This window comes from Bradyrhizobium sp. IC3195 (assembly GCF_020193585.1).
Taxonomy (GTDB): domain Bacteria; phylum Pseudomonadota; class Alphaproteobacteria; order Rhizobiales; family Xanthobacteraceae; genus Bradyrhizobium; species Bradyrhizobium yuanmingense.
The window spans coordinates 51,132-77,838 of record NZ_JADYVG010000011.1 but is presented as its reverse complement, the minus strand read 5'-3'; the positions used below and the strand labels follow the sequence as shown (position 1 = coordinate 77,838).

27 protein-coding genes and 1 pseudogene are annotated in these 26,707 nt (G+C 64.8%); 6 read left to right on the top strand and 22 right to left on the bottom strand.

The genetic code is table 11. From position 1 onward, the window contains the following. Positions 1–136: 136 nt before the first annotated feature. Positions 137–1,114 (bottom strand): sialic acid TRAP transporter substrate-binding protein SiaP, encoded by a 978-nt coding sequence (locus I6F09_RS21445; RefSeq protein WP_036007140.1) that lies wholly within the window; start codon positions 1,112–1,114, stop codon positions 137–139. A 67-nt stretch (positions 1,115–1,181) separates the two neighbouring features. Then, positions 1,182–1,994, bottom strand: a complete 813-nt coding sequence (locus I6F09_RS21440; RefSeq protein ID WP_036007117.1) for a FadR/GntR family transcriptional regulator — start codon at positions 1,992–1,994, stop codon at positions 1,182–1,184. Positions 1,995–2,137: 143 nt separating this feature from the next. On the opposite strand from I6F09_RS21440, the gene I6F09_RS21435 reads away from it, so the two are divergent. Together I6F09_RS21435 and I6F09_RS21430 are read left to right on the top strand one after the other, a co-directional pair. Further along, a complete protein-coding gene (locus I6F09_RS21435) occupies positions 2,138–3,622 on the top strand; it encodes a mannitol dehydrogenase family protein (RefSeq protein WP_225184702.1) in 1,485 nt (494 codons plus the stop codon). 95 nt (positions 3,623–3,717) lie between these two features. After that, complete coding sequence (locus I6F09_RS21430) at positions 3,718–4,125, top strand: nuclear transport factor 2 family protein (protein WP_225188979.1); 408 nt, start codon at positions 3,718–3,720, stop codon at positions 4,123–4,125. Between the two features lie 24 nt (positions 4,126–4,149). On the opposite strand, the gene I6F09_RS21425 is transcribed toward I6F09_RS21430, so the two are convergent. Continuing rightward, positions 4,150–4,905 carry an HAD family hydrolase gene (locus I6F09_RS21425; RefSeq protein WP_225188978.1) on the bottom strand — a complete coding sequence of 252 codons (756 nt, stop codon included), beginning with the start codon at positions 4,903–4,905 and terminating at the stop codon, positions 4,150–4,152. A gap of 155 nt (positions 4,906–5,060) precedes the next feature. Between I6F09_RS21425 and I6F09_RS21420 the strand changes: the two genes are divergently transcribed. Further along, positions 5,061–5,909 carry an SDR family oxidoreductase gene (locus tag I6F09_RS21420; RefSeq protein WP_225188977.1) on the top strand — a complete coding sequence of 283 codons (849 nt, stop codon included), beginning with the start codon at positions 5,061–5,063 and terminating at the stop codon, positions 5,907–5,909. Positions 5,910–6,031: 122 nt separating this feature from the next. Then, positions 6,032–7,293, top strand: a pseudogene (locus I6F09_RS21415) (serine hydrolase domain-containing protein). A 55-nt stretch (positions 7,294–7,348) separates the two neighbouring features. Here the strand turns inward: I6F09_RS21415 and I6F09_RS21410 are convergent. Further along, positions 7,349–8,236, bottom strand: a complete 888-nt coding sequence (locus I6F09_RS21410; RefSeq protein ID WP_225188976.1) for a dienelactone hydrolase family protein — start codon at positions 8,234–8,236, stop codon at positions 7,349–7,351. 624 nt (positions 8,237–8,860) lie between these two features. Here I6F09_RS21410 and I6F09_RS21405 point away from each other — a divergent pair. Continuing rightward, complete coding sequence (locus tag I6F09_RS21405) at positions 8,861–9,439, top strand: MarR family transcriptional regulator (protein ID WP_036007089.1); 579 nt, start codon at positions 8,861–8,863, stop codon at positions 9,437–9,439. A 12-nt stretch (positions 9,440–9,451) separates the two neighbouring features. Here I6F09_RS21405 and I6F09_RS21400 read toward each other — a convergent pair whose 3' ends face one another. Further along, entirely contained in the window at positions 9,452–10,408 is a 957-nt protein-coding gene (locus tag I6F09_RS21400; protein WP_036027405.1) for a hypothetical protein, read from the bottom strand. An 819-nt stretch (positions 10,409–11,227) separates the two neighbouring features. On the opposite strand from I6F09_RS21400, the gene I6F09_RS21395 reads away from it, so the two are divergent. Then, positions 11,228–11,998: a response regulator transcription factor gene (locus I6F09_RS21395; RefSeq protein ID WP_192893304.1), complete on the top strand. Its 771-nt coding sequence runs from the start codon at positions 11,228–11,230 to the stop codon at positions 11,996–11,998. 112 nt (positions 11,999–12,110) lie between these two features. On the opposite strand, the gene I6F09_RS21390 is transcribed toward I6F09_RS21395, so the two are convergent. The 17 genes from I6F09_RS21390 to I6F09_RS21310 form a co-directional block, all read right to left on the bottom strand. Next, complete coding sequence (locus I6F09_RS21390) at positions 12,111–12,569, bottom strand: hypothetical protein (RefSeq protein ID WP_036007081.1); 459 nt, start codon at positions 12,567–12,569, stop codon at positions 12,111–12,113. After that, entirely contained in the window at positions 12,566–13,078 is a 513-nt protein-coding gene (locus tag I6F09_RS21385) for a flagellar biosynthesis protein FlgN (RefSeq protein ID WP_225188975.1), read from the bottom strand. The genes I6F09_RS21390 and I6F09_RS21385 overlap by 4 nt, the downstream gene beginning before the upstream one ends. 39 nt (positions 13,079–13,117) lie before the next feature. Beyond that, positions 13,118–13,597 (bottom strand): rod-binding protein, encoded by a 480-nt coding sequence (locus I6F09_RS21380; protein ID WP_225188974.1) that lies wholly within the window; start codon positions 13,595–13,597, stop codon positions 13,118–13,120. After that, on the bottom strand, positions 13,594–14,013 hold the full coding sequence (locus I6F09_RS21375; protein ID WP_036007058.1) for a hypothetical protein: 420 nt from the start codon (positions 14,011–14,013) through the stop codon (positions 13,594–13,596). Before I6F09_RS21375 ends, I6F09_RS21380 begins: the two co-directional genes overlap by 4 nt. 7 nt (positions 14,014–14,020) lie before the next feature. Further along, positions 14,021–14,773, bottom strand: a complete 753-nt coding sequence (gene fliR, locus I6F09_RS21370) for a flagellar biosynthesis protein FliR (RefSeq protein ID WP_225188973.1) — start codon at positions 14,771–14,773, stop codon at positions 14,021–14,023. Beyond that, a complete protein-coding gene (flhA, locus tag I6F09_RS21365) occupies positions 14,770–16,851 on the bottom strand; it encodes a flagellar biosynthesis protein FlhA (RefSeq protein WP_225188972.1) in 2,082 nt (693 codons plus the stop codon). Before flhA ends, fliR begins: the two co-directional genes overlap by 4 nt. Before the next feature lie 75 nt (positions 16,852–16,926). Continuing rightward, positions 16,927–17,193, bottom strand: coding sequence for a flagellar biosynthesis protein FliQ (fliQ, locus tag I6F09_RS21360; protein WP_025034323.1), 267 nt, complete (start codon positions 17,191–17,193; stop codon positions 16,927–16,929). After that, a complete protein-coding gene (gene flgD / locus I6F09_RS21355; RefSeq protein ID WP_036007048.1) occupies positions 17,190–17,609 on the bottom strand; it encodes a flagellar hook assembly protein FlgD in 420 nt (139 codons plus the stop codon). The genes fliQ and flgD overlap by 4 nt, the downstream gene beginning before the upstream one ends. A gap of 15 nt (positions 17,610–17,624) precedes the next feature. Further along, positions 17,625–18,035, bottom strand: a complete 411-nt coding sequence (gene flbT, locus I6F09_RS21350) for a flagellar biosynthesis repressor FlbT (protein WP_036007045.1) — start codon at positions 18,033–18,035, stop codon at positions 17,625–17,627. Continuing rightward, positions 18,035–18,379 (bottom strand): flagellar biosynthesis regulator FlaF, encoded by a 345-nt coding sequence (gene flaF / locus I6F09_RS21345; RefSeq protein ID WP_036007043.1) that lies wholly within the window; start codon positions 18,377–18,379, stop codon positions 18,035–18,037. The genes flbT and flaF overlap by 1 nt, the downstream gene beginning before the upstream one ends. Positions 18,380–18,447: 68 nt before the next feature. Then, positions 18,448–19,494: a flagellar hook-associated family protein gene (locus I6F09_RS21340; protein ID WP_225188971.1), complete on the bottom strand. Its 1,047-nt coding sequence runs from the start codon at positions 19,492–19,494 to the stop codon at positions 18,448–18,450. A gap of 3 nt (positions 19,495–19,497) precedes the next feature. Continuing rightward, entirely contained in the window at positions 19,498–20,973 is a 1,476-nt protein-coding gene (gene flgK / locus I6F09_RS21335) for a flagellar hook-associated protein FlgK (RefSeq protein ID WP_036007035.1), read from the bottom strand. Positions 20,974–21,007: 34 nt separating this feature from the next. After that, the gene (locus I6F09_RS21330; RefSeq protein WP_109144812.1) at positions 21,008–22,240 is read right to left on the bottom strand and encodes a flagellar hook protein FlgE; all 1,233 of its coding nucleotides are present in this window, start codon (positions 22,238–22,240) and stop codon (positions 21,008–21,010) included. 106 nt (positions 22,241–22,346) lie between these two features. Beyond that, complete coding sequence (locus I6F09_RS21325) at positions 22,347–22,928, bottom strand: transglycosylase SLT domain-containing protein (protein WP_225188970.1); 582 nt, start codon at positions 22,926–22,928, stop codon at positions 22,347–22,349. Next, positions 22,879–24,222 carry a flagellar hook-length control protein FliK gene (locus I6F09_RS21320; protein ID WP_225188969.1) on the bottom strand — a complete coding sequence of 448 codons (1,344 nt, stop codon included), beginning with the start codon at positions 24,220–24,222 and terminating at the stop codon, positions 22,879–22,881. Before I6F09_RS21320 ends, I6F09_RS21325 begins: the two co-directional genes overlap by 50 nt. After that, a complete protein-coding gene (locus I6F09_RS21315; RefSeq protein ID WP_225188968.1) occupies positions 24,219–25,394 on the bottom strand; it encodes a chemotaxis protein in 1,176 nt (391 codons plus the stop codon). Before I6F09_RS21315 ends, I6F09_RS21320 begins: the two co-directional genes overlap by 4 nt. Then, positions 25,391–26,704, bottom strand: coding sequence for a MotB family protein (locus tag I6F09_RS21310; protein ID WP_225188967.1), 1,314 nt, complete (start codon positions 26,702–26,704; stop codon positions 25,391–25,393). The genes I6F09_RS21315 and I6F09_RS21310 overlap by 4 nt, the downstream gene beginning before the upstream one ends. Positions 26,705–26,707: the final 3 nt, after the last annotated feature.

Below are 26,707 nucleotides of genomic sequence, written 5' to 3'. Positions count from 1 at the left end.
TGCTCCGCTCCTCATCCTGAGGAGCTTGCGAAGCAAGCGTCTCGAAGGATGCCCCCGGGGCACACCGGGGCCCTCATGGTTCGAGATGCGCTTCGCGCTCCTCACCATGAGGGTCTTATGGCGGGGCAAGCGGCGGTCACTTCACCGCCTGGATCTTCTCCCAATCCGCCTTGCGGTAGCCGAAGGTCTCGAACGCGACGTTCTTCAGCACGGTGTCGCGGAACTCGTTCTTGTCGACCTCGGTCACGGTCAGCCCCTTGTCCTTGAAGAAGGCGACCAGCTTGGCCTCGTTCTGCTTGATCTCGCCCGTTGCCTTGGCAGCCGCCTCCTGCGCCACGTCGGTGAAGATCTTCTTGTCCTCGTCGCTGAGCTTCTTCCACAGCGCGCCGGCGATCACCGTGTTGAGATGGTCGACGATGTGGCCGGTCAGCACGATGTGCTTCTGCACCTCGTAGAACTTCTTGGCCTCGATCGTGGTCAGCGGATTTTCCTGCGCCTCCACGGTGCCGTTCTGGAGCGCGAGATAGACCTCGGCGAACGCGATCGGCGCGGTGTTGGCGCCGCAGGCGCGCGGCATCGCCAGATAGGCCGGAACGTCGGGCACGCGGATCTTCAGGCCCTTCATGTCCGCGCAGGTCTTGATCGGCTTGTTGGACGAGGTCTGGCGCACGCCGTAATAGGTCACCGCGACGATGTGGTGGCCGCTCTTGTCCTCATAGCCCTTGGCGAGCTCCTTGAAGATGTCGCTCTTGGTGTAGGCGAGCAGATGATCGGCATCGCGGAAGGTGTAGGGATAATAGGTCACGCCGATCGGCGCGAAGCTCTTGGCCGCGAAGCTCGATCCGGAGATGATGATGTCGACCGAACCGAGCGACAGGCCCTGGTTGATGTCGGTCTCCTTGCCGAGCTGCGAGGCCGGATAGACCTCGATCTGGTAGCGCCCGTTGGTGCGCTTATTGATCTCCTGCGCGGCCCAGACCGACGCCGTGTGGAACGGCTCCGAGGGCTCGTAGACATGAGCCCATTTGAGCTTGGTCTGCGCCATGCTGGCGCTGGTCGCCGCCAACAGCGTGGCGGCGGAAATCGCTGCTGCAATCGTCATCTTCTTTAACATCGACTTTTCCTCCATCGTTCAAGTCTGCTTGTTCGCCCGCCCCGGCATGGATGCGGGCCGCCTAATCTCATCGCCGCCGCGAGCTGCCGCTCTTGGCCTGTTTCTTCGATGGTCGTTTTGATTTCGCCGGCTGAACCCCGGACGGCGCCGCTCGCCTCCGTGCAGCCGGCGCCCCTGCTGATGTCTCGGCACCAAAATTCTGTGCAAAGCGCTCCTGCGAATGCGCGAGGTGATCGCGCATGGCGTCATGGGCCGTCAGCGGCCGGCGCGCAGCGATGGCGTCGCGCACGGCCCGGTGCTCATCGAGCGCGGTTCGCCACGTGGTGGGATTCTCGAAATAATGCGCTAGCTGCGCGAAATAGGGATTGAGGCGCTGGTCGAACAACTCGCCGACAACCCGCACCAGCACGGCATTGCCGAGACATCCTGCCACGGCGATATGGAAGGCGCGGTCATGAACCATCGAGGCTTCGCCAGGATGGTCGACATTCTCCATCGCGACGAGCGCGGCGTCGATGCGGTCGATGTCATCTTTGGTCGCCACGCGCGCGGCCTGTTCGGCGATGGCGCTCTCCAGGAATTCGCGGGCGCGCAAGAGTTCGAACGGGCCTTCGATGACGGCAGTAGCTGTCGGCGCGGCCACGGCGGCGGGCTCGATCACATAGATGCCGGATCCGACGCGGATGCGCAGGCGCCCTTCGACCTCGAGCGCAATCAAGGCTTCGCGCACCGTGGGCCTCGACACCTTGAGCTGTTCCGCGAGGTCGCGCTCGGTCGGCAAGCGGCTGCCGACCGCGTACTCGCCGCTGTCGATCAGGCTTCGCAATTGATCGGCGACCTGGCGATAGAGCCGTCTCGCCTCCACAGCTTCCAGCGGCACGCTGGTCCTCCCGAAAAGGTCTCGCGCGGCGCCTCCGGCGCCCGCGACCCGCCAATTTTGGAAAATTGGTCTTACCAATTGACCGGAGCATTGACCTGATACGGACGCCATGTCAAGCAGCGGCAAAGCAAGGGGAGACGTCCATGCGCCAGAGCTCGATGCGCCTTGGTCGCGCCAATCTCGACCGGCTGGCACCTGCCATCCGCCGTCCGGCCTATGACCGATCGCGCGTCACGCCCGGCATCGTGCATCTCGGGCTCGGGGCGTTTCATCGTGCCCATCAGGCCGTCGTCATCGACGATAGCCTTGCTAGGGGCAGCATGTCCTGGGGCATCATCGGCGCGAGCCTGCGCAGCCCGGAGACGCGCGACGCCCTCGCCCCGCAGGACCATCTCTACACCGTCGCTGTGCGCGCCGCCGAAGGTACCGAGCACCGCGTGATCGGCGCCCTGCTCGACAGCGTCGTCGCGCGCGAGAAGCCGGCAGCCCTGGTGGAGCGGATGGCCGATCCCGCCATCCGCATCGTCTCGCTCACGGTGACCGAGAAGGGCTATTGCCACACGCCGCAGACCGGCGATCTCGACGAGCGGCATCCTGATGTCGTGCACGACCTCAACAATTTCGACGCGCCGCGCTCGGCGCCGGGCTTCATCGTCGCCGCGCTGGCACGCCGGCGGGCGCAGGGTCTTTCGCCCTTCACCGTGCTGTGCTGCGACAACCTCGCCGCCAACGGCCACACCGTGCAGCGGATCGTCACGCAGTTCGCCGCGCTGCGGTCCAGGGAACTTGGCAAGTGGATCGCCGACACGGTTGCTTTCCCCTCGACCATGGTCGACCGCATCGTGCCGGAGACGACGGATGCCGACCGCGATGCGGTCGCATCGGCGCTGGGCATGCGCGACGCCTGGCCTGTCATGACCGAGCCGTTCACGCAATGGGTGGTCGAGGACCGCTTCACCGCGGGCCGGCCGGACCTTGCCGCAGCGGGTGTCGAGCTCGTCGGCGACGTCAAGCCGTTCGAGCTGATGAAGCTGCGGCTGCTCAACGCCAGCCATTCCGCGCTGGCCTATCTCGGCTATCTCTCCGGCTACGAGACCATCGCCGACACGATGCAGGATCCGCATTTTGCGCGCCTCGCCGCGCAGGTGATGGAAGAGGCCGCGGTGACGCTGACCATGCCATCAGGCACGGATCTCGCCGCCTATCGCGCCTCGCTGCTCAAGCGCTTCGCCAATCCGGCGCTGCACCATCGCACTTGGCAGATTGCCATGGACGGCTCGCAAAAGCTGCCGCAGCGGCTGCTCGGCGCGATGCAGGATCGCCTTGCCAGAGGCCTGCCCATCGCAACGCATGCGCTGGCGGTGGCCGGCTGGATCCGCTACGTCAGCGGCGTCGACGAGCAGGGACGGCCGATCGACGTGCGCGATCCATTCGCCGCCGAGTTCGCCGCGCTGGCGCGCGAGGCAGGACCCGTTGCCGAGCGCCTCGCGCCGGCACTGCTCGGGGTGGCGAAGGTGTTCGGGCCGCTCGGCGCCGAGCCGCGCCTGCGCGAGGCTGTCACCGCGGCGCTCGGCCGCCTCTATGCCGACGGCGCGCGGCGGGCCGTGGCAACGCACGTTTCAGCGTGACCACGACGCGGGCAGCATCCTGAATGCTGCACTGCGGCCAAAGTCGACGGAAAGTCGCGCTTGATTTTTGCCTGTCCTTGCCCCACCCGAGAGCGATGGGAAACGACACCAAGGTCATCGCCGCCAACGCGGCCTTTTACGCGGCATTCTCGACCGGCGACTTCGCCGGCATGGAACGGATGTGGGCGGATGACGACGGCATCTCCTGCATCCATCCCGGCTGGCCGGCCATCATCGGCCGCGCCACCGTGATCGGAAGCTGGCGCGACATCCTGCAAAACCCGCAGCGGCCGCAGATCGTCTGCGCCGAGCCGCAGGCCATCGTCGACGGCGACAGCGCCCGCGTGCTCTGCATCGAGATCGTCGACGGCACCGCGCTGGCTGCGGCGAACCATTTTCGCCGCGTCGGCGACGACTGGCGCCTGGTGCATCATCAGTCCAGTCCGATCGCACAGATTGTCGAGCAGGCCGAGGACGATAGAGCCATTCACCGCGTCCACTGAGCACGGCGATCACGGCGCCGTGATCTACTGTGCATGGGGTTGTTTTTCAGCTTTTGTTTGGCGGGCCGAAAGTTCCGACAGATCGTCGAGCACGACATGCGCGCCGGTGAAGTCGTCGTCCCCGAAGAACGTGCTGCGGGTGATCAGAACCGGGACGCCGGCGCGCGAGGCCGCGATCAGACCGTTGGCGGAATCCTCAATCGCAACGCAATCGGACGCCTCGAGCTTCAGCCGCGCCAGAATCTCGAGATAGACGTCGGGCGCCGGCTTCTTGTGCCTGACGTCGTCGCCGGCGACGATCGCATCGAAATCCGCGGCCCAGCGTTTGCCCAGCGCCTGCGACAGCAGCGCATCGATATTGCCGTGCGATGTGGTGGTCGCAATCGCAAGCCGCTGGCCGCGCGCCTTCGCGGCCCTGAGCAAATCCGTCACGCCTGGCCGCAAGGGACAGCGGCCGGCCTCGACCAATTCGGCATAATGCGCGGTCTTGATGCGGTGAAGTTCTGCGATGTCCCCGTCCGACAAGGGCGGAGCGGTCACTAGCCTCTCGTGGTAGGCGCGCATGCGCTCCTTGCCGCCCGTCACCCGCAACAGGTCCTTGTAGACGGCGCGGTCCCACTGCCAGTCGAGACCGAGGCGGGCGAAGGCCAGATTGAAGGCCTGCCGATGCAGCTCCTCGGTTTCGGCCACGGTGCCGTCGACGTCGAAGATCAGCGCGGCCGCGCCCCGGATCAGTTCGGCGGCGTCTGCTGGCGCCTGAACCAACGCTTCGGCCTGCATGATCGATGCCTCCCTTCCGACGCCGCCTGAAGCGAGCATCGACCGAGCCGAAGGGCGAGTAAAATCGCAATATCTTTTGCCGGACCCAAAAATCTCTTATGAGCGAACGGCGCGCGACGGCGCGAACGGGAACTTTCGATCTGCACAGGAGACGCATGCGGCTCTTCATCCTCGGCCTCGGCTACAGCGCGCGGCAGTTCGTCCGCCAGCACGGCGGCAGCTTCTCGCATGTCGCCGGCACCGTGCGCGATCCCGCGCAGCGGAATGACCTTGCCGGGATCGAGGTGCATCCGTTTTCCGGTAGTCTTCCGTCGCCCGAGACGGTTGAACGGGTTCGCGACGCCGACGTCCTCCTGGTGTCGATCCCGCCCTGCAGCACCGGCGATCCCGCGATCGCGGCGTTTGGCGGCGTGCTGCAGGGAAGCCGCCGCAAGGTCGTCTATCTCTCGACCATCGGCGTGTATGGCGATCACGCAGGCAGCTGGGTCGACGAGAGCACGCCGCCGCAGGCCATCCTCGACCGCACGCGGATGCGGATCGCGGCGGAGCAGGCCTGGACGGATGCGACGGCCGGCGATGCGGCGATCCTGCGGCTTGCCGGCATCTACGGTCCCGGCCGCAACGCGCTGTTAACGCTGCGCGCGGGAACCGCGAGGCGCATCATCAAGCCGGGACAGGTGTTCAACCGCATCCACGTCGACGACATCGCGAGCGCGATCATGGCCGCTCTTCGTCACCAGGGCGGCGGCGTTTGGAACGTCTGCGACGATGAGCCGGCGCCGCCGCAGGACGTGATCGGCTATGCCGCGCAGCTGATGGGCGTGGCGCCGCCGCCGGAAGAAGCGTTCGCCACCGCCGAGATGTCGGCGATGGCGCGCAGCTTCTATGCCGGCAGCGCCCGCGTCTCCAACGAGAAACTGAAGCGCGAGCTCGGCGTCACGCTGGCCTGCCCCACCTATCGGCACGGCCTCGACGCTCTCTGGCGCGCAGGCGAAGGACGTTAGGGTTCCTGCGCTTCGATGCGTCCCAGACATGCCGCCCCCGCGCTTGACTTCGTCCCTGTGCGGTCATGATCTAGGCATCGAGCGAGCCACCGCACAACGAGCTCGCCTCTTGGGAGAATGCAATGAACAAGACGATCGCCATGATCGCGGCAACGATTGCTGTCGTCACGCTCGGCGCCGCGCGCGCTGCGCCGCTGCCCGAAGCCAATCCCGACGATGTCGGATTTTCGAAGCAAGGCCTTGCACGCCTCGATAATTTCTTCGCGCGCGAGATCGCGGCCAAGCGCGTTCCCGGCGCAGTGGTCGCCATCGCGCGCGACGGCAAGCTCGTCCACTACAAGGCCTATGGCCTGCTCGATCCGGCCAAGGGCACGCCGATGCCGGTCGATGCGATCTTCGCGCTGGCCTCGATGACCAAGCCGATGGCCGCGGTCGCCGGCCTGACGCTGATGGAACAGGGACGGCTGCCGCTCCAGGCCAAGCTGTCCGAATACTACCCGCCGACATGAAGGTCGGCGTGCCTCAGGCGGATGGATCACTCAAGCTCGAACCGCAGGCCTCGCCGATCTTCATCCACGATCTCTACCGGCATACGTCGGGGTTGATGTATGGCGGCCGCCCGGACTCATCGAGCCCCGTGGCGCGGCAATATCCCGATGGCATTGCGCCGGCGATCGAAGGCGACACCCAGGCTTTCATCGATCGCATCACCAAGCTGCCGCTGGCGCAGCAGCCCTCGACCGCGTTCGAATACGGCTTTTCAATCGATGTGCTCGGCGCTGTCGTCGAGAAGGTGAGCGAGCAGAAGCTTGGCGACTATCTCGCTGCCAATGTCTGGCAGCCGCTCGGCATGAAGGATGCGACTTTCCATCCGACCGAGGCGCAGCGCCCGCGCCTCGCCCGCCCCTTCCCGAACGATCCGCTGACGGGCAAGCCGCAGGCCATCAAGCTCCTGGACACTCCAACCAAGTTCGACTGCGGCGGCGCCTGCTCCTTCGCGACGGTCGGCGACTACATCCGCTTCGGACAGATGTTGCTCAACGGCGGCGAGCTCGACGGCCAGCGCATCCTCGGTCCGAAGACCGTCCGTCACATGACGGCGAACCATCTCGGCCCCGAGATCAAGAACAACGTCGCCAATGTCGAGCCGCATCGCGGCGGCTTCGGCTTCGGCCTTTCGGTGGCGGTCCGGACCAGCGAAGGATTGTCGTCGGTCCCCGGCAATCCGGGCGAGTTCACCTGGAACGGAGCCTACGGGACGCAGTTCTTCTGCGATCCCAAGGAGCGTCTCGTCGTCGTGGTGGGAACGGCGGCACCGGGTGAGCTCAGGAAGTATTATCGCGAGCAGGTCCAGGACATCGTCTACGGCGCGATGACGAGGTGAGACCGTGACATGAAAGAGAAAGGGCGGCCACTTGGGCCGCCCTCTTGATTGACCGTCAGCTCAACACGCCGTGTTTCTTGAACCAGGCCTCTGCCTGCTTCCAGGCATCTTCCGCGGCGTCCTTGCGGTAGCTGCCGCGATAGTCGGCATGGAAGCCGTGCGGCGCTTCGGGGTAGATCTTGAAGTCGGCCGTCTTCTTGCTCTGCTCGAGCGCGGCCTTCATCTGCTCGACCTGCGCGACGGGAATGCCGGTATCGGCGCCACCATAGAGGCCGAGCACCGGCGCCTTCATCTCGGGCGCGAGCTGCAGCGGGCTCTTCGGCCACAACGGGTTGGCTGGATCGACCAAGGTCCCGTAGAAGGCAACGCCCGCCTTGAGCGCACCGCTGTGGGCGGCATACTCCCAGACCGTGCGGCCACCCCGGCAAAAGCCGATGATGCCGAGCCTCGTCGTGTCGCCGCCTTGCGATCCTGCCCAGGCGACCGTCGCGTCCAGATCCGACAACAGCTCTGCGTCCGGCTTCGCATTCACCACCGGCAGCAGCTCCTTGATATCCGTGACCTTGGTCAGGTCGATGCCCTTGCGGAAATAATAGTCGGGCGCCACCGCGAACGCGCCGAGCTTGGCAAGGCGGCGCGTCACGTCCCGGATGTATTCGTGCAGCCCAAAGATTTCCATCGCCACGATGACCACCGGCGCCTTGGCGTTGCCGGCCGGGCGGGCGAAATAGGCGGGCATTTCCTCAGAGCCGACCTTGATCTTGGCATCGCCGGCCTGGAGGCCACTGGTATCCGTCGTGATGATGTCGGCCCGGACCGGACCGGCCGCGAGCGTGTAGCCAGCGGCGACGGCCGCGGTCGCGCTCATGAATCCGCGGCGCGAGAGCGGGGCGACTTTCGTCAGTCCAACGACGTCGGATGTCATGGTGGTTTCAAAGCTCATCGATCTTCCCATTCCTGATTCCCATGCTGATGCCCCTCGGGCGCCGCATTCGCCAGTAACTGCCGGACAAACGCAAGTCACCAGCCTGCGAGCACGCGGCTCACCACTTCATCCCTTCGTTAGCGAGCGCCGGTGTCCGCCGCCCGCCGGAGCGTGGGCCGTGTGCCGTGTGCCGGGACTTAACCGTCTGGCTGCACTGCACCGCAACATCCATTAACCGAAAAGAATCGTTCTTTGCCTGCCGGCCAGGCCGCTTGTCGCTGCACAGAATGCGCCTGAGCGCACACCCGACAGGCTCTGCCGCAACAAATAGCAATCGCAGCGACGATGGTGACACATCATGTTGCTTACGCATCGCTCATCATCACCAAATCACGTGCGAACCGCCCTCATTTGATTGAAATTTTCGGAGGATCTTGGCCGCGCGATTTACCCGGTCTTTCTTTGTGACACCCTAGTTCCACGGCCGGAAGTTCCATCTTCGGAAACGCAGAGGCTTCTTCCCGCGACGCGCGATGCTCGCCCGCAACGGACGGCGGAGCGCGAGCGGGTCTCATTCTCGCCCGCCCCGATTGCGCTACCCGAGGCCCAATTGAATAAACGTTTATGCGACCTGGAACTGAAATGAATTTGGCTCGTGAATCGATTGAACTGTTGGAGCAGGCCGCACGCATCCTGTGGTTCGAAGGCACCAAGCACGGTTTGCGCGACCGCGAATGGATGGCGCTGCGCTTCCTCTCCCGCGCCAACCGATTTTCCCGAACCCCCTCGGCGCTGGCGAGCTACGTCGGCACCACGCGCGGCACCGCCTCGTTCATCATCGGCGAGCTCGAGCGGCTCGGTTATCTCGAGCGGAAGCGCTCGGCCACGGACAAGCGTTCGGTGACGTTGAGCGTGACCCAGCAGGGCAAGAAGTTCCTGGTGCGCGATCCCGTCAACGTCCTCATCGAAGCGATTGGCGTTCTGGACGACGAGGTCAAGATCCGCTTCCGCGACACGTTCCGGCACGTGCTGGACCACTCCGATGCCGCCGAGCAGCGGCACCACACCGACGTCTGCAAGCGGTGCATCTTCCTGCGGGAGGATCGCGCCAATACCGACAGCAAGACGACGGCCGAGTTCAGCTGCCGCCTGTTTCGCGCACCGATCGCCGAAGCGGAGGTCGATCTGCTGTGCACCAGCTTCGAGCATCACCGCCAATAAAAGGCGGCTCGTTCAGGGCGTTGCCTTGCGCGACGAATAGATGACGCCGCCGCTTGATTCCACCACCAGGCGCCCGTTCTCGTTCCTGATCTCTTCGATGCGGCCAAGACCGGGCACCTGTTGTCCCAGCACGGCTTCGATGACACCGTTCGGGCCCTGCAGGATCGCAATTCCCTCATAGGCCTGGCGGACCGACCAGCCCTTGATCGCCTTGCGCGGCGCCAATGCACGCTCGGGTGCAGGCACCGATCCCGTGAATTCGGGCGCGGCGACCGCGGCCATCATCGGCCCTTGCGCTGACACCGGCTGCGTCTGCACCGTCGCCGGCGCGGGAGCTTGGGCTTGGGCTTGCACCTGAGCGAGCTTGTCGAGCTTCACCGTAGAGGACGAGCTCACCCGCTCGATCCGGTCGAGATTCTCGGCAAACCGGCCGAAGCGATCGTTCGTGACCTTGCTGGATTGATCGACCGCGGTCCGCAAGCCATCGAGGTTTTCAGACACGCCCGACACTTGCTTGCGCAGTTGTGCGACGGTCTCGCGCAGAATCCTGATCTCTGCATTGGCCGCAACGTTGTTTGGCGCGGGCTGGGTGGTGAGATAGGCGATCACGCCGGTGCAGGCGCAGACCACCAGCATGGCAGCGACCGCCAGAGTTGCGAGCGGCGCGACCCAGGTCGGACGGGGTGGCGGCGGCTTCGCCACGATCACGGCCGGCTTGATCACGACCGGCGCCGGCTTCGGGATCGCCATCTTGTCGAGGCGGGCCTTGGCACGAATCCGCTTCAAGCCGTCGAGTGCCTCCTTTGCGAGAGCCTCGTCGCTCGCCGTCGCCGATACGCGCTTTGCACTCGCGGCAGGCTTGGTCGTCCGCGCCGCGTTGTCCATTGAATCGCTCGCCTCTGGCGCTGGCTTCGCCGCCGCGGAAGCGTCCGCGGTCGCGTTGGGACGAGCTTGTCCATCGGACAACATATGAAAATGCTCCGTTCGGTTCGGTCTGTCGAGCGACGACGTTATCTGTCGAAGCTTGCCTGAAACGTGCGGGTCGAAAGCCGTTCACCGCGCGTGATGCGACGTCGCATGAGTCGATTGCGCCATACACGTGGCGATAGTGCGACTCGAAAGACACACACTCGCCAAGATTTCATCAAGATGGAGGCGCGGCGCAGACGTGAGTCGAACCTCCGCATGCGGAAAAGCGAGTTCCAGAGTCAATCCGGGGTTGAAAACCCATCAATGTGCGTGCCTCGGAGCACCACCCGAAATAGCTGTAATTGTACGGGGATGCGGAACTATACAACCATCACAATGCAAAACTAGTTCAGTATCAAAATCAACTGATACGTTTGGATGCATCAAGAAACAACCAAAAACAAATCAACAGCATCAAGTGCGTGTAGCAATCGCTTTCTTTCGCACGCTTGATCGGGAATCGGCAATCGCTACGGTTCTACTCAAGTGATTCTCGCCAGTTGGCGAGGAGATCGACATGGTTCAGCAGTGTTCGGACGCGATGAGCAACTTGGCGCAACTGTTCTAGGTCGTTTCTCAATCTGCTCCGCGAGGTGATCAGTAAGACACCCGCCGAGCCTCACGCAGTAAGCGTTTCAGTATCGAGTTGAAGTAACAGGCCTGCGAGACGCAGGCACTGAACGCGTAGGGCTGCCCGCGAATATCGAAACCACAACAACGGTTCGCGGGATGGAATGTCGTCAAACAGCATCGTTGCCGAGCCGGAGCATCACAACAACCAACCGGCCGCAACAAGTGCGAAACAGGGGCGAAAGACTGATGTATATTATCGTTGATGATCGTGAGAGCGTCGCGAACAGCTATGTCGGAGGGCTCGTTCGCGAAGGCGTATCGTCGATCGGGTTCTCCTCCGGAGAATTCTGGGACTGGCTGCAATCTGCGAGCGAATCCGATCTGGCGGCGGTGGACGCTTTTCTCCTCGGCGATTGCGATGCCCGCGGAAGCCTGCCGCGGGCGATGCGGAAGCGCTCCTCGGCTCCCATCATTGCCATGAGCGGCCAGAAGATGCTCAAGAACACGCTGGAGCTGTTCGAATCGGGGGTGGACGACGTCGTGCACGTGCCGATCCATCTGCGCGAGATCCTGGCACGAACGGCCGCGATCGCGCGCCGCCGGGTGGGCGAGCTGCCGAGGCCCTGCGAGAGCAGGATCCAGGTCTTCTTCAACGGCCGTGATCCCGAAATCGCGGGCCACGCCCTCACCCTGCCCCGCCGCGAACTGCGCATTCTCGAATATATGGTGGCCAATCACGGCAAGTGGATCACCAAGACGCAGATCTTCAATGCGGTCTACGGCATCTTCGAGTCCACCTTCGACGAGAGCGTGATCGAGAGCCACGTCAGCAAGCTGCGCAAGAAGCTCCGCGACCGCCTCGGCTTCGACGCGATCGTGGCAAGGCGTTACGTCGGCTACCGCCTCAACATCCCGGCGGGCGAAACTCTCGACGAGCCGGTGCAGGAGCTCGAGGACGTCGGCATCCTCTTGAACCGGGCGCAGGCCGCCCCCGCGGCATACCCGGCCGGAAACTGACAAGGGCGCAAGCCTGGCACGAACCGACAACGGCCTCCGCACTTCGCGGAGGCCGTTGCACGTTCAGCGGGAGAGACGATGGGATGAGCAGCGCTTATGCAGCCATCCCGCGCTACGGCTTCTGCTGGAATTCTTCCTTGGAGACGTAGTTGAAGTCCTCGACCAGGACGTCCTGGACGATGTCACCCTGCATCCGTTCGTTGACGCGCTGCTTGATGGCCGTCGTCAGGATGGCGAGGTCGTAACGGGCGAGCTTCCTGAAGTCGAGACGATCGTCGGCGTAGATCCTGCGGAAGGCCTCGTCGACGACGAACGGCTCCGGCGGGACGTTCAGCTGGTGCATGGTCCGCGCCTCCATGGTGTAGACGAAGCGCGCGACGATGTAGCCTTGGACATTGCCGTTCTCGACCATCGGCACGCTCAGCGCCCGCGTCTTGTGATATTGCAACCCTTCGAGATATTCGTCCTTCGCCGGCAGCAGGCTGCCCTTCTCCTTCCAATAGGCGACGGCATAGCTCGTGCCCGCCGTGAGGATGCATACCCAGAGCCCGGCCAGCACCAGCCTGATCATTTTCCGTCCTGCGCCGTGCGACCGGTATAGGTGCCGTCGGACTCGGCGTCCTTGACCGCCTTGACGATGATGCTCGCGACTTCGCGGACCGCGTCGTAGTGCATCTCCAGAATGGACCGATTCCGCTCGAGCTTCTCGCGCAGCCGCTGAATCTCCTCGGTGATCTCGACCTCGCCGCCGAGGTGCATCCGCGCCCGCATCAGGCGGACGAACTCGAGCATGCTCCGGCTCTTCCGCGCGCTGAAATCGTCGAAATCGATCTTCTGGCCGGTCGCGAGCGCAGTCGTCTCCTCCTCGACGATAGTCGCGAGCCGGCGGATTGCGGCCAGCAGGCCACGCATTTCGTCCGATCTCACCGTGTCCGCGGCGTCGACCCTTGCCTCGTCACCCCCGATCGGCAGCAGCACGGGCAGCAGCGCATCGCTCGCTGCGGCTTCCGTCGTCACCATCTCGGTGTCCGCGACCGCCTGGTCCATCGCCACGGCCACCGCGCCTTCTTGTGCCTGCATTGGAAATTCACCTCTCAACTTCTGTCACCCGTTCGCGGATCATGATTTGGCCTTCGCAGCGTCCGGTCCAGCCGGATCCGCGGCGGCGAGCTGCCTGGCGATGCCGACACCGTTGCCCTTTGCCAGCTGACTGCCGAGCTGCTCTGCAAGCATCGACTTCCAGACGCCGCCAGCCGTGCCCTTGCCGAAGACCTCCTCCGACTCCTTCGGCAACATCGTCTCGACGAAGGTCTGGAGGATGAAGGCTTCGAACTTCCGGTAAACCTCGCCGGATGCCGGCGCCTTGATCACCTGCACCGGCGCGCCATTCACGGCACCCGACTGCGCTTCCGCGACTTTCGCCGCGGCTTGATCGGCGGTCGCCGCTTTGGCCTTGCCGACTTCCGCCTCCATCGTGGCGGCGAAATCGGCGTCCGACGATTTCAGCGCGTCGAGCTTCGCGGTCGCGGCGCGCTGCGTCGCGGGGTCCGCGGCTTCGAGGACGTCGAGGACGAGGTCGGGCGTCGCTGTCACGATCATGTCTTGTTCCGGTTGGCTGGCTGTGGCGTCCAGGCGTGCACGGTAAGGCTCGTTCCCGTCATGTCCTCGAGCGAGCGCTTCTCGGCATCGCGGAGCTTGTCTGCGAGTGCGGCCTTGGCGACCTCCTCCAGCTGTTTCACGCGGCGGGTCTCCCGGCGAACCTGGTCGAGCTGCTGCGCGGCCTGCGCCTGCACCGCACGGGCCCCGACGCTCGCCCTGTTGAGACGCCGCGCGATCGATTCGTTCGACGATCCCGCCGGCGGCTTTCCATCGTTCAAGGCTCCGACCAGCCATTCCTGCTCGTCCTGCAGGCTGCGCTCCTGCTGCCGCAATTGCGCGAGCTGCCATTCGGAGAGCCGGAGCTGCAGCTTCACCAGCGAGACCATCCGGCCGAGCTTGTCCGCGCGCGATGTCATGACCCGGTCACTCCGCCAGCCACGACGACACGCCCAGCATGAACTGCGTCAGCAGCTCGTCGCTGGTGAGGTAGAGCAGCAGGAAGCCGCCGAACAGCACGAAGGGCACCGAGATGAAATAGACCGGAATGGCCGGCGTCAGCTTGTTGATCAGGCCGACCGCCAGGTTGACGATGACCGAATAGACGATGAAAGGGCTCGAGATCCGCAGCGTCAGCACGAACGCTTCCGAAAGGCGGCCGACGAGCAGCTCGAGCGCGACGCTGCCGCCCAGCCTGCTGCCGGGCTTCCAGACGTCGTAGGAGGTCATCAGCCCCCGCAGCACCTGCCAGTGCTGGTCGGTCATGAAGAACAGCGTGGTGACGGCCGCCATGATCAGCGGCACCAGGGCCGGCGCTGGATCGGTGTCGGCGATCGGTGTGCCCGGGATGTTGCTCAGCCCGATCGCGCTCGCCATCATGGTCGCCATGGTCTGGAGGGCGAGGAAGAACACGCGCCCGCCGAGCCCGATGACGCTGCCGACCACGAGCTCGGAGCAGATCAGGAGCGCGAGCGTCAGGGGACCCGCGTTGTCCGTGAGCGGCTTCAGGACGGCAATCAGGATCGGCGTCAGTGCAAACGTCGTGACCAGTGCGACGAACAGGCGCACCTGGGGCGGAACGTTGACGCTGGAATAGCCGGGCACCAGCATCAGGCAGGCGCCGATGCGGCAAAACACGATGAACGTCACCAGCACGCTGTCGGCGAGCCCTGAGATCACGATATGGCTCCGAGCGCCCTGATCTCGGCGCTGCGCGCGACTTCGACATGCGACAGGATCGGCAAAGTCGGGAACACCCGCTCCAGGATCATCCGGACATAGGGGCGCGCTTCCGGCGTCACTGCCAGCACCACGCTGGTGCCGCTCTCGGTGAATTTCCGGATCGCGGCGCTGGCTTCGGTCGCGAACTGCTCGATCAGGCGCGGGTCTGCGTCGAACTCGACGACGTCCCCCTTGGCATCGCGCTTCAGGCTCTGGTGGAAAGCGAGGTCCCAGCGGTTACCGAGACGAACCACGTTGAGCACGCCATTGTCGGAGAGATCGCCGCAGATCTGCTGGGCGAGCCGGGTCCGAACGTGCTCCGCCACCTGCTCGGAGCGCCGTACATGGGGCGCGATCTCGGCGATCGCCTCGAGGATCAGGTGAAGATTGCGAATGGAGACTCGCTCGGCAAGCAGGATCTTCAGGATCGCCAGCAGGCCCGAATAGGAGATCTGCGACGGGCAGAGATCCTCGACCAGGCGCTTGTATTCGGGATCAAGCCGGTCGAGCAGGGCACGCATGTCCTTGTAGGACAGCAGCTGGGCAAGGTTCGCCCTGATCACTTCGCTCAAATGCGTGAGCAGCACCGACAGATTGTCGACCGGCTTGCAGCCCTGCCGCTTGACTTCGTCGGTGAAGGCTTCCGTCACCCACAGCGCCTTCATGCCGAACGCAGGCTCGATCACCTCGTCGCCCGGCACGTCGGGCTTGCCGTCCTTGTCGACCAGCACCAGCACCTCGCCGAGCCTGAGCTCGCCATGGGCAACGCGCGTGTCGTGAATCCTTATCTGGTAGCTCTTGGGATCGATCGACAGATTGTCCGTGAGCTTGATCTCTGGAATGACGAAGCCGTACTGCTTGGCGAACTTCTTGCGGATCTTGGCCACGCGGTGGGCAAGCTCGGTGCGCGAGCCCAACAGGTGGACCGAAAGGTGACCGCCGAGCGCGAGCTCGATCTCGGCGGTCTTGAGCTGCTCCTTGACGGATTCCTTGGCCTCGGCCTGGGCGCGCTCGTCGGCCTTGCGGGCCTCCTCCTTCTGCTTCAGCGCGGCCTGCCGCTTCGGCAACGAATAGCCGACGAAGGCCATGACACCCCCAAGCAGCACAAACGGCGCCATCGGCAGTCCCGGCATCAAAGCGAGCACGAACATCATCAGCGCGGCGGCCGACACCGCGCGCGGATAGCCGCCGAGCTGCCGCAGCACCGCCTGCTCCGCCGAGCCCGTGGTGCCGCCCTTGGAGACCAGGAGGCCCGCCGACAGCGACACGATCAGCGCCGGCATCTGCGACACCAGACCATCGCCGACGGAGAGCTTGGTGTAGACGTCGGCCGCGCGGGACAGAGTCAATCCGTGATGGGTGACGCCGATGACGATGCCGCCGAAGATGTTGATCGCGGTGATGATGAGACCGGCAATGGCGTCGCCACGGACGAATTTCGAGGCGCCGTCCATGGCGCCGAAGAACGCGCTCTCCTCTTCGAGCTCGCGGCGCCGTCGCTGCGCTTCCTTGTCGTCGATCAAGCCGGCGGACAGGTCCGCATCGATCGCCATCTGCTTGCCCGGGATGGCGTCCAGGGTGAAACGGGCGCCGACTTCGGCGATACGCGTCGCGCCCTTGGTGATCACGACGAAATTCACCGTCACCAGGATCGCGAAGATGATGAGACCGATCACGAAGTCGCCGCCCATGACGAACTTCGAGAAGCCTGCAACGACATGGCCCGCCGCATGTTCACCCTCCCCGCCCCGTGACAGGATCAGGCGCGTCGTCGCGATGTTCAGCGCCAGGCGCAGGATCGTCGCGATCAGCAGAACGGTCGGGAAAGCAGAGAAGTCGAGCGGGCGCTGAATCCACAGCGCCACCATCAGGATCAGGGCCGAAAGCGCGATCGAGAACGCGAGGCCGAGGTCGATCAGGATCGGAGGAATCGGCAGGAACAGGATCGTGAGCATGGTCACGATGCCGGCGGCGAAAAAGGCATCCGTTCCGAGGCGGCGCTGATTGGGCGGGCTAGCAGCTAACGTATCGGCCATGGGGTCACCGGCAGAGGGGTCCGCCCGCAATCTGCCGCGCAAAGCTTACGCGGGGATGGTGCCGGGCCGTCCGGATCAGAAGCCGCGCTCGATCCTGGAATAGACCATCTCAGTGAAGGTCGACAGATGCGCGCCGATGAAGGAGCCGGAGACGGCAACGACCAGGAGAATGACGATGATCTTCGGAACAAAGGTCAGCGTCACCTCCTGGATCTGGGTCAGCGCCTGGATCAGCGCGATGACGGTGCCGACCAGCATGGCTGCGCCGACCGCAGGCCCGGAGGCGACGATGATGGTCCAGATCGCCGCCTGGACGATATCGAGGGCGTCCCGCTCGTTCATGACTGGCTGATCGTGAGGCCCGGTCCGACCGCGACCTTGGTGCCGTCCTGAAGCGTCGCGATGGAGCCGTCGCTGTTGATGGAGACCGAGACGACCTTGCCGCTGAAGGTCGCGCCGGTCGAGTCGGTAAAGCTGACCGTCTTCCCGATCAGCCCGTTGGCCTGCGACAAGGACTGCGAGGACAGCAGCGCGTCCAGCTTCGCATTCGTCTGCATCGCCTGCTCGACCGTCGAGAGCTGGGCGAACTGGCTCATATACTGCGCGGTGTCCATGGGATTGGTCGGATCCTGGTTCTTCATCTGGGCGATGAGGAGCTGGAGAAACGTGTTGTAGTCCACGCTGTTGCTCGACGTCGTCGAGTTGGTGTCGGTCGAACTGGATCTGCTGGTGCTGTCGGTCGCGCTGGTGACGTTCATCTTGTCTCTCCGCTGTCAGGCAGCTTCGACTGGGGAAACAGCGGCGGCGCCGGCCAGGATGGCCTGCTCCACCGGAAATAACGCGCGAATCCGCTTGAGCGCCTCGAAATAGCGGGTCGCCCCAACCAGTTCGTGGATCGCGCCGAGCCCATCGAGCATCTCGCGGTTCTCGCAAACGGCACACAGGGCCGCGTGATGCTGGGCGTAGAGCGCCGCAGCGTCGCGAACGTCGGTCGGGTTCATCAGCATGAGCTGGACGATGAAATAGAGCTGCCGCAGGGCCGTGGTGGCGTCGGACGCCTGCATGACCTGCCCTTCGAGCAGGAACATCACGTCGTTGACGAGCTCGACGGAGACCTTGCGGTCGACGCGGAGCACCGCGCCGTTGATGTAGACCCGTTCGCCCGCGCGCAAGGAGATCTTCATTAAAGCGCGTCTCGGATCAGGCGGTTGATTTCGATGAGCTGCACCACGTCGCTGGACCGCTGCTCGCGGAGACGATCGGCTTCCTTGACCACCCACAGGCCGATCGAGATGATGTCGGCACGCAGCTTGTCCGGCAGGCCGTTGTCCGGGTGCGCGAGATCCTCGATGAAGATCGTCCACAGCCGCCGCACATAGAGCAGGCTCTCGACCTGATCCTCGGGGCTGAAACGTCCCTTCTGGATCCGCTCGAGCCGGTCGATGCCAAGGCTGAGTGCCTGCCGCTCACGGCTGCGCGCCTCATAGCCACTATCGTCAACGACCGCTTCATAGGCTTCAAACGTCATCACGACCACTCTTCGCAGAAAACCGAACAACTGGACAAAGGTTACGAGCCTGACAGCGCAGCCTTGGCTCAGAGATAATTGATGAGGCTGATCTTCTGGAGCTGCGAGGTGAGCGCCAGCGCGGTCTGGATCTGTGTCTGCAGCGTATTGACGCGGACCGAGGCTTCGGTCGGGTCGACCGCTTCCATGCCGACGATCTGATTGTTCAGAATGTCCTGCTGCGTCTTGAGCTTGGCGGTTGCGGTGGTGACCCGTTGCTGAACCGTGCCGACGCTGCCGCCGAGCGCAGCGAGATCGTTGATGGCGTTGCCGACCAGCCCGATGGCCTTGTCCACGACGACCTGGAACGTCTCCTGGCTCAGCTTCACGTTCCCGAGATCGGCCATCATGGTGTAGGCCTCGGCGAGCCTGCGGAAGCCGATCTCGTTGGCGCTCACTGACGTGTCCGCGATCTCGGTGGTGGAGATTCGGCTTTGCATGGTCTGGTCCGTCGCCGAGGACCAGTTGGTGTTCCAGGCCGGGCTCGCGAACCCGGCATCGAAGGTGGTGTCCAGGAAGGTCTGCATCTGGGCCGGCGTAATGGTGGCCACGGCGGGCGAGGATTGCGGGAAGCCGAAGGCCGCGAGAAAATCGGCATCGACCTGGTTCTTGCTGGCCGAGCCCGCGGCGTACGGCGTGATGGGCGCGTTCTGCGTGTTGATGCCCGAGAACAGCGACGAGCCGTTATAGGAGACATTCAACGCGCCGATCAGGTCCTGAAGATTGGAGGATGCAGGCGGCAGGATGACCCGCCCGCCGCCGTCGGTGCTGCGGGCCGCGATCAGATCCTTGAGGAAGTCGGTCGCGGTCTTGTTGAGCTGGGTGATCCTGTTCTGCGTCACGTCCAGGCGTCCCGAGACGAGACCGTTGGTGTCGACGAGCTGGTCGGCAAAGCTCCAGTCCGCCCGCAGCGTGAGGTCGCTTCCCGTCGTCGCACCGAGTTCCAGACCAACGTCGTAGAAGCGGCCGGTGGTCGCTTCGTTCGAGGCCTTGCTCAGCGCCGCCTGGTTGTTCGTGATCGAATACCTCAACGACGAGGACAGCATCAGGGTGGAAACGTAATTCGCGCTCATCATGGCTCAGTTCCCCACGGCGGCCAGCAGGCTCTGCAGCATTTCATCGACGGTCGAGATGATCTTCGACGAGGCCGAATAGGTTCGCTCGACCTGGAGCATCAAGGCCATTTCGTCGTCCATGTTGACGCCGTTGACGTTTGACAACGCCGTGATGCTGCGGTTGAGCAATGTGCTCTGGTACTCGGAGTTGGCGTCGGCGGTCTTGCGCTGGTTTTCGATCCAGCTCGCCGATGATGATGCGAAGTCGATCAGGCTGCCGCTCGGCTTGCCTTGCGTCGTTGCATCGAACGGCTGCGCGGCATCCATGCCGCCGATGAGCTGCTGCAGTCGGGCCGAATAGCCGCCGTTGCCGGCGGTGTTGTATTGGTAGGCGGGGTTGCCGCTGATCGCGCCGTCGCGTAGCAAATTCGGGTTGCCGCCCAAGCTCGGATCGACCGAGGCCGCGACCGAGATCGTGCCGGCGAGGCCCACCGAGACGGTCGCGCTCGCCGGCATCGCCGGCGCGCCCGGATAGGTGAAGAGACCGGGAACGTCGGGCAGCGCCGCGGCGGTCTGATCGCTTTCCCTGAACGTATTGATCAGGCCGCGCGCGATTTCGTCGAGCTGGCCCTGATAGGTGACGGTGTCCTGGTCGCGCAGCTGGGCGAGGCCTGCGAGCTTGCCCGACTTCAGCGGCATCACCGAATTGGCGCCGGTCACCGGGACCCCGTCGATGTAGACGGCGTTGCCCGTGGTGCCGGCGGTGTAGGCATTCGTCGGCGCAAAGCTCACCGTCCGCGCCGTCTTGTCGAACAGCACCACGCCGCTGTCGGCGTAGAGCGCCGCGTCGCCGTTGGGGCGGATCGACATGTTGACGCCGACCTCCTGCGACAGTTGCGAGACGATGCTGTCGCGCTGATCGAGATAGTCGGTGATGTCGTCGCCGGAGATCGTGCCTTTCACGATCGCGGTGTTCACGGTCTCGAACCGGGACAGCAACTGGTTGATGTTCTGAACCGACGTCTTCATGTCGGCATCGGCGCTTTCGCGGACCGACTGCACGGTCCGGGTCGCCTGGTTGAGCGCGGTCGCCATGTCCTTGGCGGACGCGACGGCCGCCTGCGCCAGGGTGGCGTTGTCAGGGGCGTTGGCATATTTCTGCAACGCCTGCTTCAGCGCGTTGAGCTGCGCCGTCGGCGACTGGTCGAGCTCCGGATCGTCCACCGTCGCGGTGGCGATCTTCTGCAGGCCGTCATAGATCGCGGTCTGCTTGGCGGACGACGAGGTCGCGATCAGGACGTTGTTGTAGAGGCCCGAGCTGGCGGCGCGCTGGATCGCCGCGACATAGACGCCGGCGCCGGGCAGATTGTCCAGCATGGTGAGCTTGCGCGAATAGCCGGTGGCGCTGGCACCGGCGATGTTGCGCGAGATGACCGACGACTGAACGCTCGACGCCATGAGCGAGGAGCGAGCCGAGTTGAGAGCGGCGGTAAGCGACATGGCGTGCTCTTGCCCGAAACGAGCGCCTAGGAATTCAGCGCTTCAAGTTGACGACGACATCCAGCAGATCCGAGCCGGTCTGGAACGATTTCGAGTTCGCCGTGAAGCCGCGCTGGGCCTCGATCATGCCGGTGAGTTCGTCCGCAAGGTCGACGTTGGAGTCCTCCAGGGCACTGGACTGGATCGTGCCGAGCCCACCCGTGCCGGCATTTCCGACCTGCGCGTTGCCGGAATTCATGTTGGTCGAATAGACGTTGCCGGGCTCGGGCGTCAGATTGTCGGGGCTCGCGACGTCGGCGAGCATGATGGTGTAGAGCGTCAGCTGCTGCCCGTTCTTGAGGATCGCCGTCACATGGCCGGCATCGTCGATATCGACCTTGTCGATCGCCGAGGGAACGCTGCCATTGACAGTGGCCTTGAAGCTGAAGTCGGTGCCGACCTGGGTCAAGTTCGACAGGTCAAAGGTCATCGCCGCACCTCCGGGAACGGTGAAGGCGAGACCGGTCGGGCTCGCCGCGGCGAGCGCGCCCCTGCCGGCCGCCGTGGTGTCGAAGGTGAAAGTGGTGGCGGCGCCGAGCGAGGTGCCCGTCGCGGAGTCGTAGACCCCGATCTGCCAGGTATCCGAGCCGGCAGCCGTCGCCGTGTGGGACATATAGACGTCGAGCGTAACGGCCTGGCCGATATTGTTGTAGGCCACGATCGAGCTCTTCGATGAATATGACGCCGGGCCGGGCGGACCAGCAATGACAGCCGCTTTCGGATCCAAATTGCCGGTCGTGAGCGTCCCCGCCGTCGACGGCACCGGCACCTGCGAGACCTGGGCGATGTTGACGATCTGCATGCCGGACAGGCTGTTCTGCGAGAAATTGCTCACGTTGCCCGGCTGGCCCAGAAGATAGAAGCCGGCCGCGTTGACCAGATTGCCCTGGCTGTCGGGCACGAACGAGCCGGCCCGCGTCAGATATTGCTGCGTGTTGTTGGCGTTCGACACCACGAAGAAGCCATTGCCCTGGACGCGGAGGTCCGTGGTCGACGTGGTATACTGCGTATTGCCGCCGTCGCTGATGGCATAGCGGACCTTGGTTTCGACCGCGCCGGAATCGTAATTGCCGGAGCCGCTCTTCAGGATCAGCGAGGAGAATTCCGTGGAAGCTCGCTTGTAGCCCGTCGTGTTGACGTTGGCGATGTTGTCCGAGACCGTCGACAGCTTGTTGGACTGCGCGTTCATCCCGGAAACGCCGGTGCGCATAACACCATACAGGCTCATGAATTGGGCTCCTTTGGTAGGTTGCAGCTACAATGGGGGTTCTTGCTTGCGCGGGGCTGATGATTGGGCGCGATGCACAACTTGTCGTGGTCCGGTCAGCTCTGCTTCAGCTCGTCTTGGGCTGGCAGAACGAGCGCGCCTTGTCCGTCCACGCGCCGAAACCGCTCGAGACGAGATGCGCAACAATGTGACAGACATAGCGCTTCTGCGCCGGCTGATTGTTGGGACCCGCGTTGTAGCGCGCGACCGCCATGGTCCAGCTGCCCTCGCGCTGCTTCAACTCCTTGAGGAAGCGCGCGGCGTATTCGACGTTCCCCGCGGGATCGAACATCGCCCGGACCGAAGCGAACTTGTCGCCGTGATAATAATGGTTGATCTGCATGCAGCCGAGATCGATCAGCTTGATGCCTTTGCTGCGCATCGCCTCGAAATTCGCGATTGCATCGTTGATGTCCTTGGCGAACACGGTCTGGCCGTCGGCCCCGAGCGCGTAAGGATGGAGCGCGCCGCGCCGGCCGGTCTCGGTGAGGCCCACCGCATAGAGAATGCCGAGCGGAATCCCATGCTGCCGGGCCGCGCGCGTCATCTCGCGCTCGCAGGGGCGCGCAGTCTCGGCGGCGGCTTCCGAAGCGCTCGCGTTACAGATAAACAGGGCCGCGACGATGATGCGGCGCCACGTCCTGCTCATGACGCGTCTCCTGGTTGAACTGGCGCTCCTGGCGAGCCTGTTTCGCGCCGCCGTCGGATTGCCCCGACGACGTGCCGGCACCGCCGAACGCGCCTTGCGACTGCGGCGAGGATTGTTGCTGGCCCGAGAGCTGGGGCTGGGACTGGCCGGAGCCGCTCTGGAATCCGTCCAGCGAGCCGTGCTGGACCGGCGCGACGTCGGCGACGTAGCCGGCCGACTGCATGAGCTCGCGGATCTGGTCGCGCTGCTGGTCGAGCATCTGGCTCGTGTCCTTGCGCTCGGCCGCGAGCTGGACGGACACTTCGGTGCCGACGAGACGCAGGCGCACCGTGACGTTGCCGAGGGCGGGCGGTTCGAGATTGACCGTCAGGATCCTGAGCGGCTGATCCGGTGCGTTGGTCTGGGATGCGGCGAGATCGGGTGCCGCGGACGCAGCCGGTGCCGAGGACTCCTTCAGCTCGGCGACGACTGCATTGGCAACCTGCTGCGGGGCGTTGAACTGCGCCGGTGGCAGATGGGTTTCCTGCTGGACCACGGTGACCTTGGTCGTCTCGGGTAGCGCGGCGCGCGCCGAAGCCTTGGCAGCGCGCTCGACATCGGCCGTGACCGCCTCGAAGCCGGGTGATGCCGGCCTTGCGCTCGAGGCTTCCGCACCTTGCGTCAGCGCAGATTGCGACGCCGCCATCGCTTGCGAAGCCGCCGCCTGCGAGCGCGCGCCGGCCGCGGCAGGACTGGATGGACCGGCATCGCCGGTCGCCGCCTTCACCGCGCCCGGTGCCTCGTGCTTCGCCGAGGTTGACCGCTCATCGCGCGCGGGCGCGTCCTTGTCTGCGGAGGGCACTTGCATCTGCGGCTTCACGGCAGACACAGCAGCGATCTCCTGCCCGACCATCACAGCGATGCCGGATTGATCCTGGCGATCTGTCCCGGTGAGATGATCGACCGGACGTGGTTTCTCCGCCAGCTTGTCGGACTTGGTGTCGGAGGTCTCGTCCATGGACTTTGGATCAGCAATGGTCGCGACGCGTTCGCGCAGCGCCGCCTCCTTCGGCTGCTCCTGCTCGGCCGGATGGATCGGACGCGTGCGCAGCGTTCCGGTCTTCGCGGCCGCCTCGCTGCCGTCTTCGCTCAGCGCCTGCTTGGCGAGATTCGAGACGGTGTGGAGCAGATCGTTGAAGGACGAGTTCGCCTGTGGTTTGGTCGCGGCACCCTTTGCCGCGCGCGACCCGCGCATGTTGAGACTCTCGGCGAGACCGTTGAAGAGCTGTCCGGAGGTTCCACTGAGCTTGGTCATGGCCGGCGATCCTTGGTCAGGAGTTCGAGCTCCCCGAGCTGCTTCTGCGCGCGTGCGAGCGTCGCGGTCGATGACGCCAAATCGAGTCGCGCCGGCGTTGCCGGAGGCTTGTCCGCTGCCGCGGCGGATCCGCCCGCGAACGGCTTGCGAACGTCGAGCGCGAGCTGCACCGTGGCATTGAGAAGGGGGACGTCGCGTTCGGGCAGCTTCGACCGGTCGAGCGCCTTCAGTTCGGCGAGACCGCCGTCATATTCGTCGGTGAGCACGCGCGAGGCGCCGCGGAAGAAATGGGCGCGCTCGCGTTCCGCCGATGCATCCGCGCTCAGGGTCAATGCCCGCTCGCCGGCCAGCCGGGTCACGGTCAGCCGTCCGCGCACCATCGCGGCGCGCGCGATCATGAGATAGAGCTTGAGGCGGCTGGCGCGATCGATCTGCTCGAGCAAGGCTGAGATCCGCGCAAAGCGGCGCTCGTCGAGTGCCAGGCTCGATTGCGTCAGCCCCGCGGAGAAGCGCTGCCAGAAATCGCCCGCATAGATCGAGTTGCGGTAATGGCGGATATAGGCCAGCGTCAGGAACTCGAACTTCTCGAAATCCTCCGCCTGCCCCACCAGCAGGATCTCGCGCCGCAGGGCCGCCTCCTCGACCAGCGTGCCGGGCAACAGCAGGCGCGCATCGTCCAGGCGCTCGATCGCGAGCGAGGCCTCGGCGCGCGCGAACAGCGCGCCCTGAACCAGCGCGACCTGTCCGCCCAGTCCCGAAGGAATCGTCCGCGGCTTGATCTCCTTGAGCAGCTCCCGTGCTTCCTCTTGGCGACCCTCGACATAGGCGAGCGCACCGTTGAACAGCCGCTCGTCGACGTTCAACTTGTCGCGCGGCAGTTTGCGGACGATTTGCGGCGCACCGCCGCTGAGCAGGTAGATAACGACCGCCTGGCCGTTCCGCGGATTGCTCCACACCGCGGGATCGGCCGCGAGAAACTTCTCGCCGATTTGCCGGATCAGCGCGATATGACTGCCATGTGCGGCGGTGTCGCCATTGGCGATGCCGTCCTGCACCGCTTGCAGCGCGCGGACGAGCTCATAGGGTTCGCTGCCCTGGGGTGCAGGCTGGGCAAGCGCATTTGCCGCGATGAACGGCAGCAGCAAGACGGCGCGGCGCAGCAGCCTGATCAAGGTCGCTTCTCCCGGATCAGGATTTCGATCCGGCGGTTCTGGGCGGCCGCCGGATCGTTCGGGAGCTTCGGCCGCCGATCGGCGTAACCTTCGATATGCTCGATCCGCCGCGCATCGACGCCGGAACGGACCAACATGTAATAGGCCATCTGCGCACGCGCGGTCGACAGCCTCCAATTGTCGTAGGTTTCCGATCGATACGGCCGATTGTCGGTATGCCCGCGGACGATGATCATGCCCTGGCGCTTCATCAGCAGCGGCCCGATCTTGTCGATCACGCGGATCAGCTCGGGCCGCGGCTCCGCCGAGCCGACCGCGAACATGCCGAAGCTCGCATCGTCGGTGAGGCTGACCAGGAGCCCTTCCTCGACCTGACGCACCTCGGCCGCCGGCCCCGCCCCTGCTTTGATGTCCGACAGCGCCTCCGCGACCGCGGACTGAAGCTGCTTGAGGGTGGGCTGCTGTGTTTGCGCCGCGTCGCGCGCCTCCGGCTCCTTCGCCGCATCGTTGGGACGAGCCTGCGGGGCGGTGCTCACCTGGACGCCAGCTTGGGCGCTGCCCTCGCGCGGCGACTGCGTCGGTGCGGCGCCCGGCGGCATCAGCGGCGACAGGCTTGCGGACGAGCTCTCCGGGCCCGGAGCCACGTTGCCGCCGGCATCATCCGTCCTGCTCCGGCGCGCCTGCACCTCGCCCGGATTTGCTCCGGCTGCGCCGTCTCGCGCGGAGGCATTCGGCTTCGGCTCGCTCTCGATGAAGCGATCGGCGTCCTTGGACGCCTGTGGCGCCAGCTTCCAATAGCCGGGATCGAAGGGATCGCGATAGGCATCGCCCCCCTTGAGGCCGTCCTCTTCAGCGGAGGTCAGAGCGCCGGCGCGCCGCTGGCCCGTCGACTGGTTCGCGCTGTTGGCGATCTCGGCAAGCGTCGCATAGGGGTCACGGAACAGGACCTTCTCCTCGAAAGAGGCCGGCTTCTCAGCCGTCGGAGAATCGCCGCGACGTTCCTCGTTCGTGCCGGCCGGCTGACGCCTGCCGTCCTGGCCTTCGAACGACGACGGCTCCTTGTTGGAGAGATCCTTGAGGCCCTTTGGGGCAGGTGAGTTCTCAGCGAGCTTGATCGGGTTGAAATAGCTCGCGACGACCTGCTTCTGGTCCTGGTTGAGCGCGTTGAGCAGCCACATGACCAGGAAGAACGCCATCATCGCGGTCATGAAGTCCGCATAGGCGATCTTCCAGACGCCGCCATGATGCGCCTCCTCGGCGAAGGCGCTGCGGCGGCGGACGATCACGATCTCATGCTTGACCTCCTCCATGGC

What these genes read in the sequence shown, in the direction of transcription:
- I6F09_RS21330 (WP_109144812.1), bottom strand. Translation starts at nt 22,240, where the DNA reads ATGAGCCTGTATGGTGTTATGCGCACCGGCGTTTCCGGGATGAACGCG.
- I6F09_RS21430 (WP_225188979.1), top strand. Translation starts at nt 3,718, where the DNA reads ATGGGAAACGACACCAAGGTCATCGCCGCCAACGCGGCCTTTTACGCG.
- I6F09_RS21405 (WP_036007089.1), top strand. Translation starts at nt 8,861, where the DNA reads ATGAATTTGGCTCGTGAATCGATTGAACTGTTGGAGCAGGCCGCACGC.
- I6F09_RS21420 (WP_225188977.1), top strand. Translation starts at nt 5,061, where the DNA reads ATGCGGCTCTTCATCCTCGGCCTCGGCTACAGCGCGCGGCAGTTCGTC.
- I6F09_RS21410 (WP_225188976.1), bottom strand. Translation starts at nt 8,236, where the DNA reads ATGAGCTTTGAAACCACCATGACATCCGACGTCGTTGGACTGACGAAA.
- I6F09_RS21310 (WP_225188967.1), bottom strand. Translation starts at nt 26,704, where the DNA reads ATGGAGGAGGTCAAGCATGAGATCGTGATCGTCCGCCGCCGCAGCGCC.
- I6F09_RS21320 (WP_225188969.1), bottom strand. Translation starts at nt 24,222, where the DNA reads ATGACCAAGCTCAGTGGAACCTCCGGACAGCTCTTCAACGGTCTCGCC.
- fliQ (WP_025034323.1), bottom strand. Translation starts at nt 17,193, where the DNA reads ATGAACGAGCGGGACGCCCTCGATATCGTCCAGGCGGCGATCTGGACC.
- flhA (WP_225188972.1), bottom strand. Translation starts at nt 16,851, where the DNA reads ATGGCCGATACGTTAGCTGCTAGCCCGCCCAATCAGCGCCGCCTCGGA.
- I6F09_RS21395 (WP_192893304.1), top strand. Translation starts at nt 11,228, where the DNA reads ATGTATATTATCGTTGATGATCGTGAGAGCGTCGCGAACAGCTATGTC.
- I6F09_RS21400 (WP_036027405.1), bottom strand. Translation starts at nt 10,408, where the DNA reads ATGTTGTCCGATGGACAAGCTCGTCCCAACGCGACCGCGGACGCTTCC.
- I6F09_RS21390 (WP_036007081.1), bottom strand. Translation starts at nt 12,569, where the DNA reads ATGATCAGGCTGGTGCTGGCCGGGCTCTGGGTATGCATCCTCACGGCG.
- I6F09_RS21325 (WP_225188970.1), bottom strand. Translation starts at nt 22,928, where the DNA reads ATGAGCAGGACGTGGCGCCGCATCATCGTCGCGGCCCTGTTTATCTGT.
- flbT (WP_036007045.1), bottom strand. Translation starts at nt 18,035, where the DNA reads ATGAAGATCTCCTTGCGCGCGGGCGAACGGGTCTACATCAACGGCGCG.
- I6F09_RS21340 (WP_225188971.1), bottom strand. Translation starts at nt 19,494, where the DNA reads ATGATGAGCGCGAATTACGTTTCCACCCTGATGCTGTCCTCGTCGTTG.
- I6F09_RS21435 (WP_225184702.1), top strand. Translation starts at nt 2,138, where the DNA reads ATGCGCCAGAGCTCGATGCGCCTTGGTCGCGCCAATCTCGACCGGCTG.
- I6F09_RS21425 (WP_225188978.1), bottom strand. Translation starts at nt 4,905, where the DNA reads ATGCAGGCCGAAGCGTTGGTTCAGGCGCCAGCAGACGCCGCCGAACTG.
- flgK (WP_036007035.1), bottom strand. Translation starts at nt 20,973, where the DNA reads ATGTCGCTTACCGCCGCTCTCAACTCGGCTCGCTCCTCGCTCATGGCG.
- flgD (WP_036007048.1), bottom strand. Translation starts at nt 17,609, where the DNA reads ATGAACGTCACCAGCGCGACCGACAGCACCAGCAGATCCAGTTCGACC.
- I6F09_RS21375 (WP_036007058.1), bottom strand. Translation starts at nt 14,013, where the DNA reads ATGACATCGCGCGCGGACAAGCTCGGCCGGATGGTCTCGCTGGTGAAG.
- I6F09_RS21445 (WP_036007140.1), bottom strand. Translation starts at nt 1,114, where the DNA reads ATGTTAAAGAAGATGACGATTGCAGCAGCGATTTCCGCCGCCACGCTG.
- I6F09_RS21380 (WP_225188974.1), bottom strand. Translation starts at nt 13,597, where the DNA reads ATGATCGTGACAGCGACGCCCGACCTCGTCCTCGACGTCCTCGAAGCC.
- I6F09_RS21385 (WP_225188975.1), bottom strand. Translation starts at nt 13,078, where the DNA reads ATGCAGGCACAAGAAGGCGCGGTGGCCGTGGCGATGGACCAGGCGGTC.
- flaF (WP_036007043.1), bottom strand. Translation starts at nt 18,379, where the DNA reads ATGACGTTTGAAGCCTATGAAGCGGTCGTTGACGATAGTGGCTATGAG.